Genomic DNA, 16,053 nt, shown 5'->3' with positions numbered 1-16,053 from the left:
AACAATACCACGGAGACCGCCAATGGACCGTTCGGCCCGCCTGATCAATCCGATCCTGATCGTCAGCTGCATCATCATCACCGTCAGCTTTGCGGTGCGCGCCTCGTTCGGCGTGTTCCAGATCCCGATCGCCGAGGAGTTCGGCTGGCTGCGCTCGGATTTCTCACTGGCCATCGCCATCCAGAACCTCGCCTGGGGCATCGGCCAGCCGATCTTTGGCGCCATTTCGGAAAAGATCGGCGACCGCAAGGCGATCTTTCTCGGCGCGCTCCTTTATGCTGGCGGCATGGTGCTCAGCGCCTGGTCGACCACACCGCTCGAACATCAGATCTATGCCTGGGCGGTGGGGTTCGGCATCGCGGGCACCGGCTTTGGCGTGATCCTCGCGGTGGTCGCCCGCGCCTCCAGCGACGACAACCGCTCGATGAGCCTCGCCCTCATCACCGCCGCAGGCAGCGTCGGACAGGTGATCGGCGCGCCCACGGCGGAATGGCTGCTGACCTTCCTGCCCTGGCAACAGGTGTTCATCGTCTTTGCGGTGGCAATCCTGGCGCTGGTGCTGACCCTGCCGATGTTGCGCGCGCCCGAACCGGCCAGCAAGGCCGAGCTGCAAGAAAGCATGGGCCAGATCCTGTCCCGCGCCTTTCGCGACCCGTCCTATACGCTGATCTTTCTGGGCTTTTTCAGCTGCGGCTATCAGCTCTCGTTCATCACCGCGCATTTCCCCGCCTTCGTGACCGAGATGTGCGGGCCGATCCTGCCCGGCGGCGTACTGCATTCGATGGGGATCACCACCACCTCGGCGCTGGGTGCGGTGGCGATCTCGCTGGTGGGGCTGGCCAATATCGCAGGCACCCTGACGGCGGGCTGGGCGGGCAAGCATTTCCCCAAGAAATACCTGCTTGCCGGTATCTACACCGCCCGGACCGTGATCGGAGCCGCATTCATCCTGCTGCCGATCACCCCGCTGTCGGTGATCCTCTTTTCGGTGGCGATGGGCTCGCTCTGGCTTGCCACCGTGCCGCTGACCTCGGGCCTTGTCGCGCATCTTTACGGGCTGCGCTACATGGGCACGCTCTATGGCATCATCTTCCTCAGCCACCAGCTGGGCGGGTTCCTCGGCGTCTGGCTGGGCGGGCGGATGTACGACCTATACGGCGATTACACCATGGTCTGGTGGATCGGCGTCGGCGTCGGCGCCTTCAGCGCCATCGTCCACCTGCCGATCCGCGAGAACCGGGCGCCAGTGCCCGCATGAACAGAGTGTGGCAGGGTCAGCCCTGCCACTTGTCCAGAATGTAGCGGCTGGTCATCAGGTCCAGATGCGCACCGCCGCCATTCTTGAACACTGTGATGTCGTCGCGCGACGCTTTGAAAGCATCAAGATCGTAGTAATCGGCCACCACATCGGCGCGGGTGATCACCCCATCGGCCAGCGGCATCATCAACTCCCCGATATGGTCCACCGTAGTATCGAAACTGTCGACAAAGATGCGCGCACGGCGCATGGCCTCGTCATCGGCCTCGCGCATGTCGGGCCGATAGGCGCCGATCAGGTTCAGGTGCTGACCCGGGCGCAGCCATTCGCCGCGAATGACCGGCTCGCTCGACATGGTGGCGGTGACGATGATGTCGGCGCGGTTCACCGCCGTGGCCAGATCGTCGACCACCTCCAGCCCGTCATACCGCGCCGCGACCTCCTCGGCCTTGGACCGGGTGCGGTTCCACATCTTCAGGGCCGCTTTGGGGAACCCCGCCCCAAACGCCTCGCACAGGGACAGGCCCACAGTGCCCGCGCCCACCACCAGCACCTCGCGCGCGTCGGGGTCGGCCAGCCGCAGCGCGGCCAGCAGGCTGTCCCCCGCCGTCTTCCACTTGGTCACCAGGTGGAAATCCACGAGCGCCGACAGCGCCCCGTCATGGTCGCTGTAAAGGTTCACGGCCCCGTTGATCATCGGGTCGCCCCGCTCGGGGTTGCGCGGAAAGATATTGGCGGTCTTGACCGCAATGCCCAGCCCGTCGATCCAGGCCGACCGCGTCAGCATCGTGTCGGGATCGCGATACAGGAACGTATCGCCGATCTGCGCCTTGGGCAGGCTGTGGCCATCGGCCAGCGCCCGCGTCAGTTCCAGCCAGTCCAGCTTGGCCTCGCCCTCGGCAAAGGGAATATGGGGTATGCTCATGCGGCCTCTCCTTCGGTCAACAGCCCCTCGGCCACCAGGCGCGCGGCCCAGCCCTGAGGCCCGGTGAAATGATGTACCTGCCAGCCGCGCATACGCGCGGCATCGATATTCTCGACCCGGTCATCGGCGAATAGCAAGGTCCCGGGCGCCAGCCCGCAATCATCCTCGACCGCGGCATAGATCGGCGCGTGCGGTTTCACCATCTGCATCCGGCCCGAGACATAGGCCCGGTCGAACTCGGTCAGGAACGGGTAAACCGTGCAGGCGTAGTCGAAATTCTGTACCCCGAAATTGGTCAGCGCAAAGACCGGCACGCCCTTGTTTCTGAGCGCCCTGAGCAGGCGCACCGAATGCGGGATTTCAGGCGACGCCAGTTCGATCCAGTTGTCGTGCCAATCCCGGATCTGATCGCGCCATTCGGGGTATTTCTCGGCCCAGCCATAGATCGTATCGGTGAAATGATGGCCCTGATCGACCAGGTCGTTCATGCCATGCAGATCGACCTCGGCAAACATCTGCCGCCGCCGCTCCTCGCCCAGAACGCGGTCATAATACCGTTCCGGCTGCCACTCGATCAGCACATTGCCGATGTCGAAAACCACCGCCTCGATTGTCATCTGAAATCTCTCTTGCCCTGAATGAATGCAGACCAGCGGCCCTGCGTCGGACTGAACCAAGAGCGGGCCGGATGATCAACCCGAAACATCCGCACCAACCCGCGAAACGAAAAACCCCGGCTGCGCGGGGCAGCCGGGGTTCGATCTGTTGCAAGAGCTGGGTCGCTCAGAGGCCGGTCGACACGTCGATCGTGTTGCCCTCTTCGAGGGTCACATAGGCCTTTTTCACGTCTTTCCGCTTGCCCAGCTGGCCGCGGAAACGCTTGACCTTGCCTTTGGTGACGGTGGTGTTGACCGCCTTCACCTTGACGCCGAACAGCGCTTCGACCGCTTCCTTGATCTGAGGCTTGTTGCTGTCGATCGCCACTTCGAACACCACGGCACCGTTTTCGGATGCCATGGTCGATTTCTCGGTGATGATCGGCTTGCGGATCACGTCGTAATGTTGTGCTTTCGCGCTCATTTCAGACGAGCCTCCAGTGCTTCGACAGCCGCTTTGGTGAGCACCAGGGTGTCACGCTTGAGGATGTCATAGACGTTTGCGCCCATCGACGGCAGGATATCCAGACCTTCGATGTTGCGCGCGGCGCGGGCGAACCCTTCGTTGACCGCGGCGCCGTCGATGACCAGCGCGCGCTTCCAGCCCAGGTTTGCAACCTGCTTGGCCAGAGCTGCGGTCTTGCCTTCGGATTCGGCGTTCTCGATCACGACCAGTTCACCTGCCTTGGCCTTGGCCGACAGCGCGTGGCGCAGGCCCAGCTTGCGGAACTTCTTGGTCAGGTCGTGGCCGTGCGACCGCGGGGTCGGACCCTTGTAGACGCCACCGTGGCGGAAGGTCGGCGATTTGCGCGAGCCATGACGCGCGCCACCGGTGCCCTTCTGGCGGTAGATCTTCTTGGTCGAGTAGCTGACTTCCGACTTGGTCAGAACCTTGTGGGTGCCGGCCTGCGCGTTGTTGCGCTGCCAGCGGACCACACGGTGCAGGATGTCCGCACGCGGTTCCAGCCCGAACAGGGCTTCGTCCAGGTCGATGTCACCGGCCTTGGAGCCGTCGAGTTTGATCACATCGAGTTTCATGCTTCACCCCCTTCGGCGGGCGCTTCGGCAACAGGTGCTTCGGTTGCGGCCGATTTCACAGCAGCCGGGAAGGGCAGGCCTTCCGGTGCTTTCTTCTTGACGGCATCCTTGACGGTGACCCAGCCGGACTTCGGACCGGGCACGGCGCCCTTGATGAAGACCAGACCACGCTCGGCGTCGGTTTTCACGACTTCGAGGTTCTGGGTGGTGACACGGGCAGCACCCATGTGACCGGCCATCTTCTTGCCCTTGAACACGCGGCCCGGGTCCTGACATTGACCGGTGGAGCCGTGCGAACGGTGGCTGATCGACACGCCGTGCGAGGCGCGCAGACCACCGAAGTTGTGGCGCTTCATGGCACCGGCGAAACCCTTACCGATCGAGGTCCCCGACACGTCGACCTTCTGGCCGGTCAGGAAGTGCTCGGCCGAGATCTCGGCGCCAACTTCGATCAGCGCGTCTTCGGACACGCGGAACTCGGCCAGCTTGCGCTTGGGCTCGACCTTCTGTGCGGCGAAGTGGCCGCGCATGGCCTTGGACACGCGCTTGATCTTGGGGGTGCCTGCACCCAGCTGAACGGCGGTATAGCCGTCCTTCTCGGTGGTGCGCTGGGCGACGACCTGCAGGTTGTCCAGCTGAAGAACGGTCACAGGGATCTGCTTGCCGTCTTCCATGAACAGCCGGGTCATGCCGACTTTCTTTGCGATAATACCGGAACGCATTCTCTACCCTCCGATCTTACGACTGCAGCTTGATCTCGACGTCCACGCCGGCGGCGAGGTCGAGCTTCATCAGCGCGTCCACCGTCTGCGGGGTCGGATCCACGATATCCAGGAGCCGCTTGTGGGTGCGGATCTCGAACTGGTCACGGCTTTTCTTGTCGACGTGAGGGCCACGGAGAACCGTGAACTTCTCGATCTTGTTCGGCAGCGGGATCGGACCGCGCACCTGCGCGCCGGTCCGCTTGGCAGTGTTGACGATCTCTTGCGTGCTGGCGTCCAGAACGCGATAGTCAAATGCCTTCAGCCGGATACGGATATTTTGGCTTTGCATTGTCATGCCTTTTTGTCAGGCGTTGGGGTTGAGAGGAGGATCCGCGCGCATCGCAAACCCTCGTCGAACCCAAACGGCGGGAATCACCCCGCCGTCAAATTCTCATCGAGAACCCGCGCGCTATACTAGGGGTCGGGATGGCTGACAAGGGGTTTTGGCCCCACCTGGCGGGATGCGGTCGCTTTTCCGGCAATTCCCACCCGTCAAGGGGATTGCGGGCCGGGTATCAGCCCTGGGCCTCCCTTTGCGCCGCGCGGATCTCGCGCTCCAGCGCGTCCAGAAACCGGGCTCGGTCAGCCTTGGAAAAGGGTTTGCCGCCGCCGCCCGCGCCCAGCGGGTTGGCCGCGCGCAGATCGGCCATAAGGTCGCGCATCGCCAGTTGCTGGCCGATATTGGCGGGGGTAAAGGCCTCGCCATTGTGGCGCAGCACCCGGGCGCCCGCCTCGACGCATTTCGCAGCCAGCGGAATGTCGGCGGTGATCACCACATCGCCGCGCCCGGCGCGCTCGGCGATCCACATGTCGGCCACGTCCGGCCCATCGGGCACGATCACGGTTTCGACCAGCGGGTTCTGCGACGGGCGCAGCCCCCCGTTCGACACCACCGCCATGCGCAGCCGGTGTCGGGTCGCCACCCGCTCGGCCTCGGCCTTCACCGGGCATGCATCGGCATCGATATAAAGCGTCGTCATTTCTCTTTGGTCGAGGGTTTCTTGTCGGCGGTCTCGGCCTTGCCGTTCTTGCGCTTTACCTTGAACTCCTCGGGGATGGGCATCCGGTTGAACGCATCCAGACCGGCGGTGCGATAGGCCTCTGCCAGGGTCGGATAGTTGAACGTGTTCTGCACGAAATAGTCCACCGTGCCCTTCAGGTTCATCACCGCCTGGCCGATATGGATCAGTTCGGTCGCGCCCTCGCCCACGATCTGCACACCCAGCACGCGGCGGGTCTTGAGGCTCAGCAGCATCTTCAGCATGCCATGTTCCAGCCCCATGATATGCCCGCGCGAGGTCTCGCGGAATCGTGCCACGCCCACCTCGTAGGGGATGCCGCGTTCCTGCAACTCTTCCTCGGACATGCCGCAGGTGGACATCTCGGGCACCGAATAGATGCCATAGGGGAACCACGGGCTTTCCGGCAGGGTCGGGGTTTCCAGCGCATGACAGGCCGCAACCCGCCCCTGCTGCATCGAGGTCGAGGCAAGCGAGGGGTGCCCGATCACGTCGCCAGTGGCATAGATATGGGGCACCGATGTCTGATAGGTCTTGCGATCCACCGTGATCCGGTTGCGGTGATCGGTTTCCAGCCCCACCGCATCCAGGTTCAGGGCCGAGGTCGCGCCCATCCGCCCGGCGGCGAACAGCAGCATCTCGGCCCGGATATGGCGGCCATTGGCCAGGCTGATCTCGATATGGCTGCCGGTGTCCTCGATCTTCTCCACCGCAGAACCCAGCCGCAGATCGACACCGTTCTCGCGGATCTGATGGGTGAATTCCTGGATCAGGGTGCGGTCGATGAAATCGAGAAAGGTCTCGCGCGGTTCGATCAGCGTCACCCGCACATCCAGCGCCGAAAACATGCTGGCATATTCGACCCCGATCACCCCGGCGCCGATCACGGCCAGCGAACGCGGGATCCGCTCCATCTCCAGAAAGTCGTCGCCATCCACCACCGTCTTGCCGTTGAAAGGCACGTAATCAGGGCGATAGGTCTTCGTACCCGTCGCGATCAGGAACTTGGCGGCGGTCAGGCGCGTGGTATCGCCCGCCTCGGTCGCCACCTCGATCTCGTGCGGGCCGACAAAGCGGGCCAACCCGTTCAGCGTGTCGATATGGTTGCGGTTGAACTGATGCTCCAGCACGTCGACCTCGTAATCGAGCGTCATGTGCAGCCGCGCCTTGAGATCCTCGGCGCTGATCCGGTCCTTGACCCGGTAGGAGCGCCCGTAAAAGCTGCGCTCGCGCCAGCCCGACAGGTTCAGCACCGTTTCGCGCAGCGTCTTGGACGGGATGGTGCCGGTATGGACCGAGACACCGCCCAGCCTGTCCTTGCGGTCGATCACCAGCACCCGGCGTTTCAGCTTGCCCGCCTGGATCGCGGCAGCCCGCCCCGAGGGGCCGGAACCGATGATGATCAGGTCATAGTCGAACGTGCTCATGCCGCTGCTCAATCGCGATAGAGCGCTTCGGCGTGGAATGACACGTGGTCTTCCATGAAACTGGAGACGAAGAAATAGGAGTGGTCATACCCCGGTTGCAGCCGCACGGTGGCCTGCTGGCGGCGCTCGGCGATGGCGGCGGCCAGCGCCTCGGGGCGAAGCAGGTCGATGAACTGGTCACTGGTCCCGGTGTCGATCAGAATCGGACCGTCAAAACCCGCCTGTTTCATCATCAATGTCGCGTCATGCTTGGCCCAGGTCGACTCGTCATTGCCAAGATAGGCGGTCAACTGCTTGCGGCCCCAGTCGCTGCCTGTCGGATTCGAGATCGGCGCGAAGGCCGAAACCGAGCGATAGCGCCCCGGCAGGTTCATTGCCAGTGTCAGCGCCCCATGCCCGCCCATGGAATGGCCGGTGATCGCCTGCCGCTCGGGGTCGATGGCAAAATGTTCGGTCACCAGAGCGGGCAGTTCCTCGGCCACGTAATCCCACATGCGGAAATGCGGTGCCCAGGGCTCTTGCGTGGCGTTCACATAGAACCCGGCTCCCTGACCCAGATCGTAATCCTCGTGATCCGCAACCCCTTCGCCGCGCGGAGAGGTATCGGGAAAAACAAGGGCGATTCCCTGCTCGGCGGCCCATCCCTGCGCACCCGCCTTGACCATGGCGTTTTCATGGGTGCAGGTCAGGCCCGACAGATACCACAGCACGGGTACCGGGCCGTCCCTGGCCTCGGCCGGCAGGAACAGGCCAAAGGTCATGTCACAGCCGGTCGCAGCCGAGGCATGGCGATAGACACCCTGAATACCGCCGAAACAGGCGTTTTCCGAGACGGTTTCGATCATGACGCGGTCCTTTCCCTCTGGTTCCCTGCAATGGCTAGCGGTCCGGGGACCAGAGGTAAAGCATGCCGACCGGTCCGCCCCGTCTTTTTGCGGCACTCAGTGATAGCGTAGCGGCCCGCTTGACTTGCCCCCGGCCTGCGCCTTTGATCGCGGCAACCGCAGGAGGTGACATGCAAAACCCATTCGATCAGGAACTTCAGGACCGTCTCGTGCGCTATGCCGCCATCGACAGCCAGAGCGACGAGACTGCGCCCGCTTCACCCAGCACCGCCTGTCAGTTCGACATGCTGCACCTGCTGCGTGACGAGCTTGTCGAAATGGGCGCCCAGGATGTGGAACTGACCGACTATGGCGTTGTGCTGGCCACCATTCCCGGCACCGCGCCGGGGCCGACCGTCGGCTTTCTGGCCCATGTGGACACCGCACCGCAATTCAACGCCAGCGGCGTGAAGCCGCGCGTGATCAGCGGCTATAACGGTGGTGACATCACCTTTCCCGACGATCCCGCGCTGGTGCTGTCTCCCGCCGAACACCCCTATCTGGCGGAAAAGATCGGTCACGACCTGATCACCGCCTCGGGCACCACGCTCTTGGGCGCCGATGACAAGGCGGGCGTGGCCATCGTCATGACCATGGCTCGGCATCTGCTGAACAACCCCGATATCGCGCGCGGCCCGATCCGCGTGGCCTTTACCCCCGACGAGGAAATCGGGCGCGGGGTGAGCGAGCGTCTGCCCGCCGATCTGCGCGCCGATTTCGCCTATACGCTGGATGGCGGGCAGGTGGGAGAGATCGAATACGAAAGCTTCTCGGCCGACCGCGCGGTGGTGACGGTGACGGGCGTGTCGATCCATCCCGGCTGGGCCAAGGAGAAGATGGTCAACGCCATCCACCTCGCCTCGAAGATCGTGCAGACGCTGCCCCAGGCGACAATGACCCCCGAAACCACCGACGGGCGTGACGGATTCATCCACGCCACCGATATGGAGGGCGGCTCGTCCGAGATGGTCATCAAGTTCATCCTGCGCGATTTCGAGCGGGACGGGCTGGCCGCCAAGGGAGAGCTGCTGCGCCAGGTCTGCGCCGCCGTGCAGGCAGCCGAGCCGCGCGCGGCGATCAAATGCGAGATCTATCCGCAATACCGCAACATGCGCTATTGGCTGGAAAAGGACATGACACCGGTCGAGCTGGCCCGCGCGGCGGCCGAGGCCGAAGGGGTCGCGCCGATCTCGGTGCCGATCCGGGGCGGCACCGATGGCTCTCGCCTGACCGAGATGGGGGTGCCGACGCCCAATGTCTTTACCGGCATGCAGTGTATCCACGGGCCGCTGGAATGGATCTCGGTTCAAGACATGGCAACGGCCACCCGCACCTGCGTGACGTTGGCGCAGATGGCGGCAAAGGGCTGAGGTGTGGGCACCCGAGACCTGATAGCCGAACGCGACAATTTTGCGGCCCTGCACCCGGAAACCCGCCATCTTGTGAATGGCCGCGACTGGGGCGTGATCCGGGCAGGACAGCGCGGCCCCGCGCTGGTGCTGATCCCCGGCACGCTGGGCCGGGCCGACATCTTCTGGCAACAGATCGCGGTGCTGACGAAGGAGGCACGGATCCTCGCGGTGAGCTATCCGGCCTCAGGCGGGATCAGCGATTGGGCGGCAGATCTGGCGCAGATGATCGCGGATGCCGAAATGCAGGGCGCGACCGTTCTCGGCTCGTCGCTGGGCGGCTATCTGGCACAGTATCTGACTGCCACCGAACCGGCACTGTGCAGCGGGCTGGTGGCGGCCAACACACTGGCCTCGGTTCGCGGGATCGACCAGGTGCCGCCCTATGCGCTGGACCTTGCCACCACGCCAATCCACGACCTGCGCGCCGGGTTCGAGGCCGGGCTGTCCACTTGGCAAACGCCCGATCACCCCTATCGCGATCTGGCGCCTCTCTTGCTGCAAGAGGTGCGCGGACGCATTCCCGAAGATGAGCTGCGCGCGCGATTGCAGGCCCTGAAAACAGCGCCGGAACTGCCCCCGCAAAGCCTGCCCCGCGACCGCATCTTTACCGTCCAAAGCGATGACGACCATCTGATCTCGCCACCGATGCGCGAGGGCCTGCGCGCCGCGCTGGACCCCGTTCGCGCCTACAGATTCCGGGCGGCCAGCCACTTTCCCTATGTCACCCGTCCCGACGCCTATACCGGATTGCTGCGCGAAGCGCTGGACCTGCCGGCTGGCCAAACGATCTGGCCTGCCGGAGAGGAGAGCCTGATATGAAGATCATAACCGCCGAAGAAATCCGCCAGCACTTGCCGATGCGCGACGCCATCGAGGTGGTGGAACTGACGATGATCCGGGTCTCGGACGGGCAGGCCAATCTGCCACTGCGCATGGTGATGGACATCGACGGCACCAACCGTCTGGGTGTGATGCCGGGCGCACTGAGCGACCCCACGCTCTATGGCATCAAGGTTCTCAGCCTGTTCCCCGGCAATCCCGCCAAGGGGCTCAGCTCGCATATCGGTACGGTGTTGCTGTTCGATGCCGAGACCGGACAGCCCCGCGCGGCACTGGATGCCGACGCGATCACCGCGATCCGCACCGCCGCCGCAACCGCCGTGGCAACCCGAGCCCTGGCGCGGCCTGATGCACGGGTGCTGGCGCTGATCGGCACGGGCGAACAGGCTGAAAGCCATATCGAGGCGCTGACGGTGGTTCGCGAGATTGCCGAGATCCGGGTTGCCGGGCGCAACCCCGAGCGCGCCAACGCATTTGCCCGGCGCATGGCCGATCATTATCCCGGCATCAGGTTCACCGCCGCCGCCACTGCCGAACAGGTGGTCAATGGGGCCGATATCGTCTGCACGCTGACCTCATCGCCCTCGGTTGTGCTGCACGGCGACTGGATCGGGCCGGGCACGCATGTGAACGCGGTCGGCGCCTCGATCCCTTCGATGCAGGAAATCGACGAGGCGCTGCTGTTGAAGTCAGAGCTGTTCGTCGATTATCGACCCTCGGCCTTTGCCCAGGCGCGCGAGATCATCTCGGCGCTGGAAACGGGCGCGATGACCGAAGCGCATGTCAGGGGCGAGATCGGAGAAGTGCTCGCGGCCAAGGTTCCGGGGCGCCCCGACACCGATGCGATCACGCTTTACCGCTCGCTTGGCATCGCCGCGCAGGATCTGGCCTGCGCCGATCATGTCTGCCGCGCCATCGGCCAGCCGTCGTCCATCTGATTGTGACATAGCCGGTATTCCCTGCATTCGTTCCGTCAGGCATGGACAAATGCGCCTCTCTTCGTTAGATGGCCCAATCTTTGCGCCGGGGTGAGTCCCGCGCCCTATTGGACATTCCCCTGATGACTTCCCCCCTTCTCGATGCCCTCGCCGAGCGCGGCTTCGACACGCTGACCGATGTGCAACAGGCGGTCACCGACCCCGCATTGGCCAGCGCCGACCTGCTTGTCTCGGCCCGGACCGGATCGGGCAAGACCGTGGGCTTTGGCCTGGCCATCGCCCCCACCCTGCTGGGTGAGGCCGAAACACTGGGCCCGCCCGCCGCGCCGCTGGCGCTGATCGTGGCCCCCACCCGCGAACTGGCCCTGCAGGTCAGCCGCGAGCTGACATGGCTGTTCGCCAAGGCGGGCGGCCGTATCGCCACCTGTATCGGCGGCATGGATGCCCGTACCGAGCGCCGGGCGCTGGAGCGCGGCGCCCATATCGTCGTCGGCACGCCGGGGCGCCTGCGCGACCACATCACGCGCGGCGCGCTTGATCTGGCCGATATCCGCGCCGTGGTTCTGGACGAGGCCGACGAGATGCTTGACCTCGGCTTTCGCGAAGACCTGGAATTCATGCTGGGCGAGGCACCCGAAAACCGCCGCACCCTGCTGTTCTCGGCAACCGTCTCTCCGGCTATCGCGGAACTGGCCAAGACCTATCAGCGCCAGGCCGCGCGCATTTCGACGCTTGGGGGCGAACGCCAGCATGCCGATATCTCGTATCAGGCGGTGCAGGTTTCGGGTGGCGACGGTGAACATGCGATCATCAACCTGCTCAGGTTCCACGATGCGCCCACTGCAATCGTATTCGCCAATACCCGCGCCGCCGTGGCGCGGCTGACCGCACGTCTGGCCAATCGCGGCTTTGCCGTGGTCAGCCTGTCGGGAGAGCTGAGCCAGGACGAGCGCAGCCATGCGTTGCAGGCCATGCGGGACGGGCGCGCCCGGGTCTGCGTCGCCACCGACGTGGCCGCGCGCGGCATCGACCTGCCCAATCTCGACCTGGTGATCCATGCCGATCTGCCGACCAACACCGAAGGGCTCTTGCACCGGTCGGGCCGCACCGGACGCGCCGGGCGCAAGGGGATTTCGGCGCTGATCGTGCCGGACAAGATTTCCAAAAAAGCATCGCGCCTGCTGAAATGGGCCAAGATCGAGGCCGAATGGATCCAGGCCCCCACGCCCGAGGACATTCTGGCCAAGGACGAAGCGCGGCTCCTCTCCGATCCGCTCTGGACCGATCCGGTCGAGGACGAGGAAACCCGCATCGCCGCCGGCCTGATGGAACAATTCACGCCCGATCAGATCGCGGTGGCCTGTCTGCGTCTATACCGTGCCGGATTGACCGCGCCCGAGGAACTGAACCAGCCACCCGCGCGCAGCGCGGCCTCGGCGGCGGCCAGTTTCGGCCCGTCGCGCTGGATCTCGCTGTCGGTCGGACGCGAACAGCGGGCCGAACCGCGCTGGCTGCTGCCGCTGTTGTGCCGGGCCGGCAATCTGGAGAAAAGCCAGATCGGCAAGATCACCATGCAGGCGCAGGAAACCCATGTCGAACTGGCCGAAGCGGCGGTTCAGGGGTTCCTCGACCAGATCGGCCCGTCCGGTGTCGTCGAAGGGGAGATCACTGCACGACTGCTCGATAGCCCTCCCGCCGACACTCCGCGCGCGCGCGCGCCCAAGAAGAGCCGAGACCGTGATTTCGAACGGCCTGCTCGGCCTGCTCCAAGAACACCGCGCGCGCCCAGAACGGAAACCGCATCTGAAGTTTCGCATGATGTCCGGGCCCAGGACCGGACGGAAGCGAAAAATCCAGCCTCCGAACCTGCGGCACCCCGGAGCAAGCCAAAGCCGGATAGCGGGACCAGGGACAAAGGCGCGAGGCCTGCAAGGGCCGTGACACCCAAGCCGTCGAAACCGACCTACGCTCGGTCAAAGCCGGAGGGACGACCGGACCATACGCCCAAGCGTCCGTCCAAGCCCGGCAGCGCCAAGGCGTTCCGTCCAGCGCGAGCTGACGAAGCCAAACCGCGTCAGTCCGAGAGCGGGCAGGGAGAAAAACGATATCGTGCGGATGCGCCCAAGGGCGCCAAACCCTTTCGTTCGGACAAGCCGCAGGGTGGTGGAGACAAACCCAATCGCTCTGGCAAGCCACTGGGCAGCGGCGCAAAGCCTTACCAATCGGACAAATCGGATCCCGGCAAGTCGTTTCGCAAAAAGAACGCAGACGCAGGTAAATCCAACCGCCCGGGCAAGCCCTTTGCACGGCCAGCGGGAAAGCCGCTGAACAAGGGTGGTGATGCACCGCCGCGCCGCAAGAAATGACGACAGCATCCGCCGACGACAGTCGGCGGGTGTTCAGAGCTCTACATCGGGAAGGCTGTCAAAAGCCGATTTCAGGGCCGTTCCCCAACCCGAGGAAATGGCCTGGAAATAAGGGTCGTCAGCGTCGATCCGGCGGGACAGGCCACGCGCGCAACTGCCTTCCTCGTAGAGTTGCAGGTCCAGCGGCAGACCCACCGAAAGGTTGGCCTTTATCGTCGAATCGAAACTCACCAGCAGCAACTTGACCGCCGCCTCGAAACTCATGTCCGGCTCGTAGGCGCGCACCAGGATCGGGCGGCCATACTTGGTCTCGCCGATCTGGAAATACGGCGTGTCCTCGCCCGCTTCGATGAAATTCCCCTCGGGGTAGATCAGGAAGAGACGCGGCGGGCTGCCCGCAATCTGTCCCCCCACGATCAGGGTCGCGTTGAACGCCGCGTCCGCGCGCTGCCCTTCTTCCGAGTTCGCGGCAATCACCTCGCGCAGGGTCTGACCGACCAATTGCGCCACCTGAAACATGGTTGGCGCCTCCATGATCGAGGGCTTGCGGTCGGCGGGTGCCTTGGTACGTTCCTCAAGGATCGAGATCACCGACTGTGTGGTCGCCAGGTTGCCTGCGGTCAGGATGGTGATGCAACGCTCGCCTTGGTTCTCGAAGGTGAACATCTTGCGAAAGGTCGAGATGTTGTCGACACCGGCGTTGGTGCGCGTGTCAGACATGAAGACAAGCCCGCGTTCGAGCCGCATCCCTACGCAATATGTCATCGCATGCCTTTACTGCTGCTGGACCTGAACCTGCACCGAAAGCGCTTCGCCCGCAGTGCCGAATCGTGTTCCAGATACCGGAGCAGCCTCGGCATAGTCCAGACCGGTTGCGGCCCTGACATATCGAGTGTCTGGGGAAATGCCGTTCGAGACATCAAAACCGACCCATCCAAGACCTTCGATCCAGGCCTCGGCCCAGGCGTGGGTTGCTTCCTGATCGATGCGATCGTTCATCATCAGGTAACCGGACACGTAGCGGGCCGGAACATCCAGATGTCGACAGCAAGCAATGAAGACATGGGAATGGTCCTGACACACGCCATGCCCGGCATCCAGCACGTTTTCCGCGCTCCAGCCGACATCGGAACGTCCGGTCTCATAGGTCACCGCCGCGCGGATCGCTGCCGAAAGACCATGCAGCCAGGCAAGGCTTCCGGGTTCACCCTCGACACCGCTTGCCAGGCGACGCACCAGCGGCCCGGCACGGGTTACATCGGTCGAACGCAGAAACATCCACATCGGCATGAACCCACCATGCTGGCCGATCACGCCATGGTTGTCCTCTACCTCTACCGTCCCTTCGCAGTGCACCGTGATCTCGGTCGTGCCCGCGTCGAAACTGATCAGATCGACCGTATTGTGGTGCTGGTCCTCGAAGCTCAGCTGCTTTTGGCCACCCTCCACACGTACCGTCCAGTCAAGGACCGTCTGCCCATGCCCGGTCTTGGGTGTCAAGCGCAGCTGTTGCAGCGCATAGGGCACCGGCTCATCATATGTGTAGTGGGTGGTATGATTGATCTTGAGGCGCATGGGTCAGTTATAGAACCTGTAATCGATTTCCGTCTGGCCACCGAGAGCGGATAGCGACTTGAGGAAATCGGTGATGAACTCGTGCAGCCCCATTTCGATGATTTCATCGATGTCACGGGACATGGTGTGATCGGCCAGCTGGTCGCACATCGAATGACAGCGCAGCCGCACGCCGTAATCGTCCGCCAGATAGCCAAGGTTCGACCGTATCTTGTCGACGCAGAATGCAAGACTGCGCGGCATGCGGCGGTCAAGGATCAGGAACTGGGCGATCTCACGCGGGCGAGGGTCCTGGCCAAAGGTCATGTGAAATCCGCCCTCGGCGGAAACAGACCGCAAGATCGTCTGCCATTGCACGTTGTCCAACGAACTGCCCACCGAAACGACCGAAGGCAGCAGCACATAGTATTTCACATCAAGGATTCGCGCGGTGTTGTCCGCACGTTCGATGAAGGTGCCGATCCTGGCAAAATCGTAGATGTCATTGCGAAGCATCGTGCCGTGCATCGCCCCGCGCACAAAGGCCGAGCGTTGGCGGATCAGGGTCAGAACGTCGGGCAGATCGCGCTCCGGCACCTTGCGCTTCAGGGCCTCTTTCAGCGTCATCCAGTTTTCGTTGACGCTTTCCCAGGCCTCCCGCGTCAATGCCGTCCGGACCGTCTTGCCGTTGTTGCGCGCGGCTTCGGCCATGTTGAGCACGGACGAGGGATTGTCCTTGTCCCGCAGCATCCAGTCGATGGCGCCGTCGCGGGTAACCTCGGAACCATGGGTTTCGACATAGCCGGCATATGCGCCGGCCGATTGCAGCACGCTGGTCCATTCATCGTCGACCGAACCTGACCTGGTCAGCGCGATGCGCTGGCCTGCCTCGATCAGGCGCGCGGTATTCTCGGAGCGCTCGAGATAGCGGAACATCCAGAAGAGCCCGCCGGCGGTCTTTCCCAGCATGTT

17 protein-coding genes are annotated in these 16,053 nt (G+C 63.8%); 5 read left to right on the top strand and 12 right to left on the bottom strand.

What is annotated here, in order from left to right; genetic code table 11:
- Positions 1 to 22: 22 nt before the first annotated feature.
- Positions 23 to 1,258, top strand: coding sequence for an MFS transporter (locus MB818_RS19390; protein ID WP_238906101.1), 1,236 nt, complete (start codon positions 23 to 25; stop codon positions 1,256 to 1,258).
- Positions 1,259 to 1,274: 16 nt separating this feature from the next.
- Here the strand turns inward: MB818_RS19390 and MB818_RS19385 are convergent, their stop codons facing one another.
- The 9 genes from MB818_RS19385 to fghA form a co-directional block, all read right to left on the bottom strand.
- Positions 1,275 to 2,183, bottom strand: coding sequence for an ornithine cyclodeaminase family protein (locus tag MB818_RS19385; protein WP_234182060.1), 909 nt, complete (start codon positions 2,181 to 2,183; stop codon positions 1,275 to 1,277).
- Entirely contained in the window at positions 2,180 to 2,800 is a 621-nt protein-coding gene (locus MB818_RS19380; RefSeq protein WP_234139077.1) for an HAD family hydrolase, read from the bottom strand. Before MB818_RS19380 ends, MB818_RS19385 begins: the two co-directional genes overlap by 4 nt.
- A 166-nt stretch (positions 2,801 to 2,966) precedes the next feature.
- A complete protein-coding gene (locus MB818_RS19375) occupies positions 2,967 to 3,263 on the bottom strand; it encodes a 50S ribosomal protein L23 (protein ID WP_093029010.1) in 297 nt (98 codons plus the stop codon).
- The gene (gene rplD / locus MB818_RS19370; RefSeq protein ID WP_234139078.1) at positions 3,260 to 3,877 is read right to left on the bottom strand and encodes a 50S ribosomal protein L4; all 618 of its coding nucleotides are present in this window, start codon (positions 3,875 to 3,877) and stop codon (positions 3,260 to 3,262) included. The genes MB818_RS19375 and rplD overlap by 4 nt, the downstream gene beginning before the upstream one ends.
- Positions 3,874 to 4,599: a 50S ribosomal protein L3 gene (rplC, locus tag MB818_RS19365; protein ID WP_011049497.1), complete on the bottom strand. Its 726-nt coding sequence runs from the start codon at positions 4,597 to 4,599 to the stop codon at positions 3,874 to 3,876. Before rplC ends, rplD begins: the two co-directional genes overlap by 4 nt.
- A gap of 16 nt (positions 4,600 to 4,615) precedes the next feature.
- Positions 4,616 to 4,930, bottom strand: a complete 315-nt coding sequence (gene rpsJ, locus MB818_RS19360; protein WP_005621947.1) for a 30S ribosomal protein S10 — start codon at positions 4,928 to 4,930, stop codon at positions 4,616 to 4,618.
- 226 nt (positions 4,931 to 5,156) lie between these two features.
- Positions 5,157 to 5,621: a YaiI/YqxD family protein gene (locus MB818_RS19355; protein WP_234139079.1), complete on the bottom strand. Its 465-nt coding sequence runs from the start codon at positions 5,619 to 5,621 to the stop codon at positions 5,157 to 5,159.
- The gene (sthA, locus tag MB818_RS19350; protein ID WP_238906099.1) at positions 5,618 to 7,087 is read right to left on the bottom strand and encodes a Si-specific NAD(P)(+) transhydrogenase; all 1,470 of its coding nucleotides are present in this window, start codon (positions 7,085 to 7,087) and stop codon (positions 5,618 to 5,620) included. The genes MB818_RS19355 and sthA overlap by 4 nt, the downstream gene beginning before the upstream one ends.
- A gap of 8 nt (positions 7,088 to 7,095) precedes the next feature.
- Positions 7,096 to 7,929, bottom strand: a complete 834-nt coding sequence (fghA, locus tag MB818_RS19345) for an S-formylglutathione hydrolase (RefSeq protein ID WP_238906115.1) — start codon at positions 7,927 to 7,929, stop codon at positions 7,096 to 7,098.
- Between the two features lie 173 nt (positions 7,930 to 8,102).
- Here fghA and pepT point away from each other — a divergent pair, with 173 nt between their 5' ends.
- The 4 genes from pepT to MB818_RS19325 all read left to right on the top strand — a co-directional run bounded on the left by pepT (position 8,103) and on the right by MB818_RS19325 (position 13,527).
- Positions 8,103 to 9,341, top strand: coding sequence for a peptidase T (gene pepT / locus MB818_RS19340; RefSeq protein WP_238906097.1), 1,239 nt, complete (start codon positions 8,103 to 8,105; stop codon positions 9,339 to 9,341).
- Positions 9,342 to 9,344: 3 nt separating this feature from the next.
- Positions 9,345 to 10,202, top strand: coding sequence for an alpha/beta fold hydrolase (locus tag MB818_RS19335; protein WP_238906095.1), 858 nt, complete (start codon positions 9,345 to 9,347; stop codon positions 10,200 to 10,202).
- On the top strand, positions 10,199 to 11,161 hold the full coding sequence (locus MB818_RS19330; RefSeq protein WP_238906094.1) for an ornithine cyclodeaminase family protein: 963 nt from the start codon (positions 10,199 to 10,201) through the stop codon (positions 11,159 to 11,161). The genes MB818_RS19335 and MB818_RS19330 overlap by 4 nt, the downstream gene beginning before the upstream one ends.
- A 122-nt stretch (positions 11,162 to 11,283) precedes the next feature.
- On the top strand, positions 11,284 to 13,527 hold the full coding sequence (locus MB818_RS19325) for a DEAD/DEAH box helicase (protein ID WP_238906093.1): 2,244 nt from the start codon (positions 11,284 to 11,286) through the stop codon (positions 13,525 to 13,527).
- A gap of 33 nt (positions 13,528 to 13,560) precedes the next feature.
- Here the strand turns inward: MB818_RS19325 and MB818_RS19320 are convergent, their stop codons facing one another.
- Genes MB818_RS19320 through MB818_RS19310 form a run of 3 tightly spaced genes read right to left on the bottom strand, consistent with a single transcriptional unit; the run spans position 13,561 to position 16,050 of the window.
- On the bottom strand, positions 13,561 to 14,292 hold the full coding sequence (locus tag MB818_RS19320; RefSeq protein WP_234139085.1) for a proteasome-type protease: 732 nt from the start codon (positions 14,290 to 14,292) through the stop codon (positions 13,561 to 13,563).
- A 9-nt stretch (positions 14,293 to 14,301) separates the two neighbouring features.
- Positions 14,302 to 15,102, bottom strand: a complete 801-nt coding sequence (locus MB818_RS19315; RefSeq protein WP_234145796.1) for a transglutaminase family protein — start codon at positions 15,100 to 15,102, stop codon at positions 14,302 to 14,304.
- Between the two features lie 3 nt (positions 15,103 to 15,105).
- Entirely contained in the window at positions 15,106 to 16,050 is a 945-nt protein-coding gene (locus tag MB818_RS19310; RefSeq protein ID WP_234139087.1) for an alpha-E domain-containing protein, read from the bottom strand.
- Positions 16,051 to 16,053: the final 3 nt, after the last annotated feature.

Origin of the sequence: Ruegeria alba, assembly GCF_022321465.1 — a bacterium.
In the GTDB taxonomy this organism is placed as follows: Bacteria; Pseudomonadota; Alphaproteobacteria; order Rhodobacterales; family Rhodobacteraceae; genus Ruegeria_B; species Ruegeria_B alba.
The sequence above is the reverse complement of the archived record's forward strand: the minus strand, read 5'-3'. Positions and strand labels throughout refer to the sequence as shown.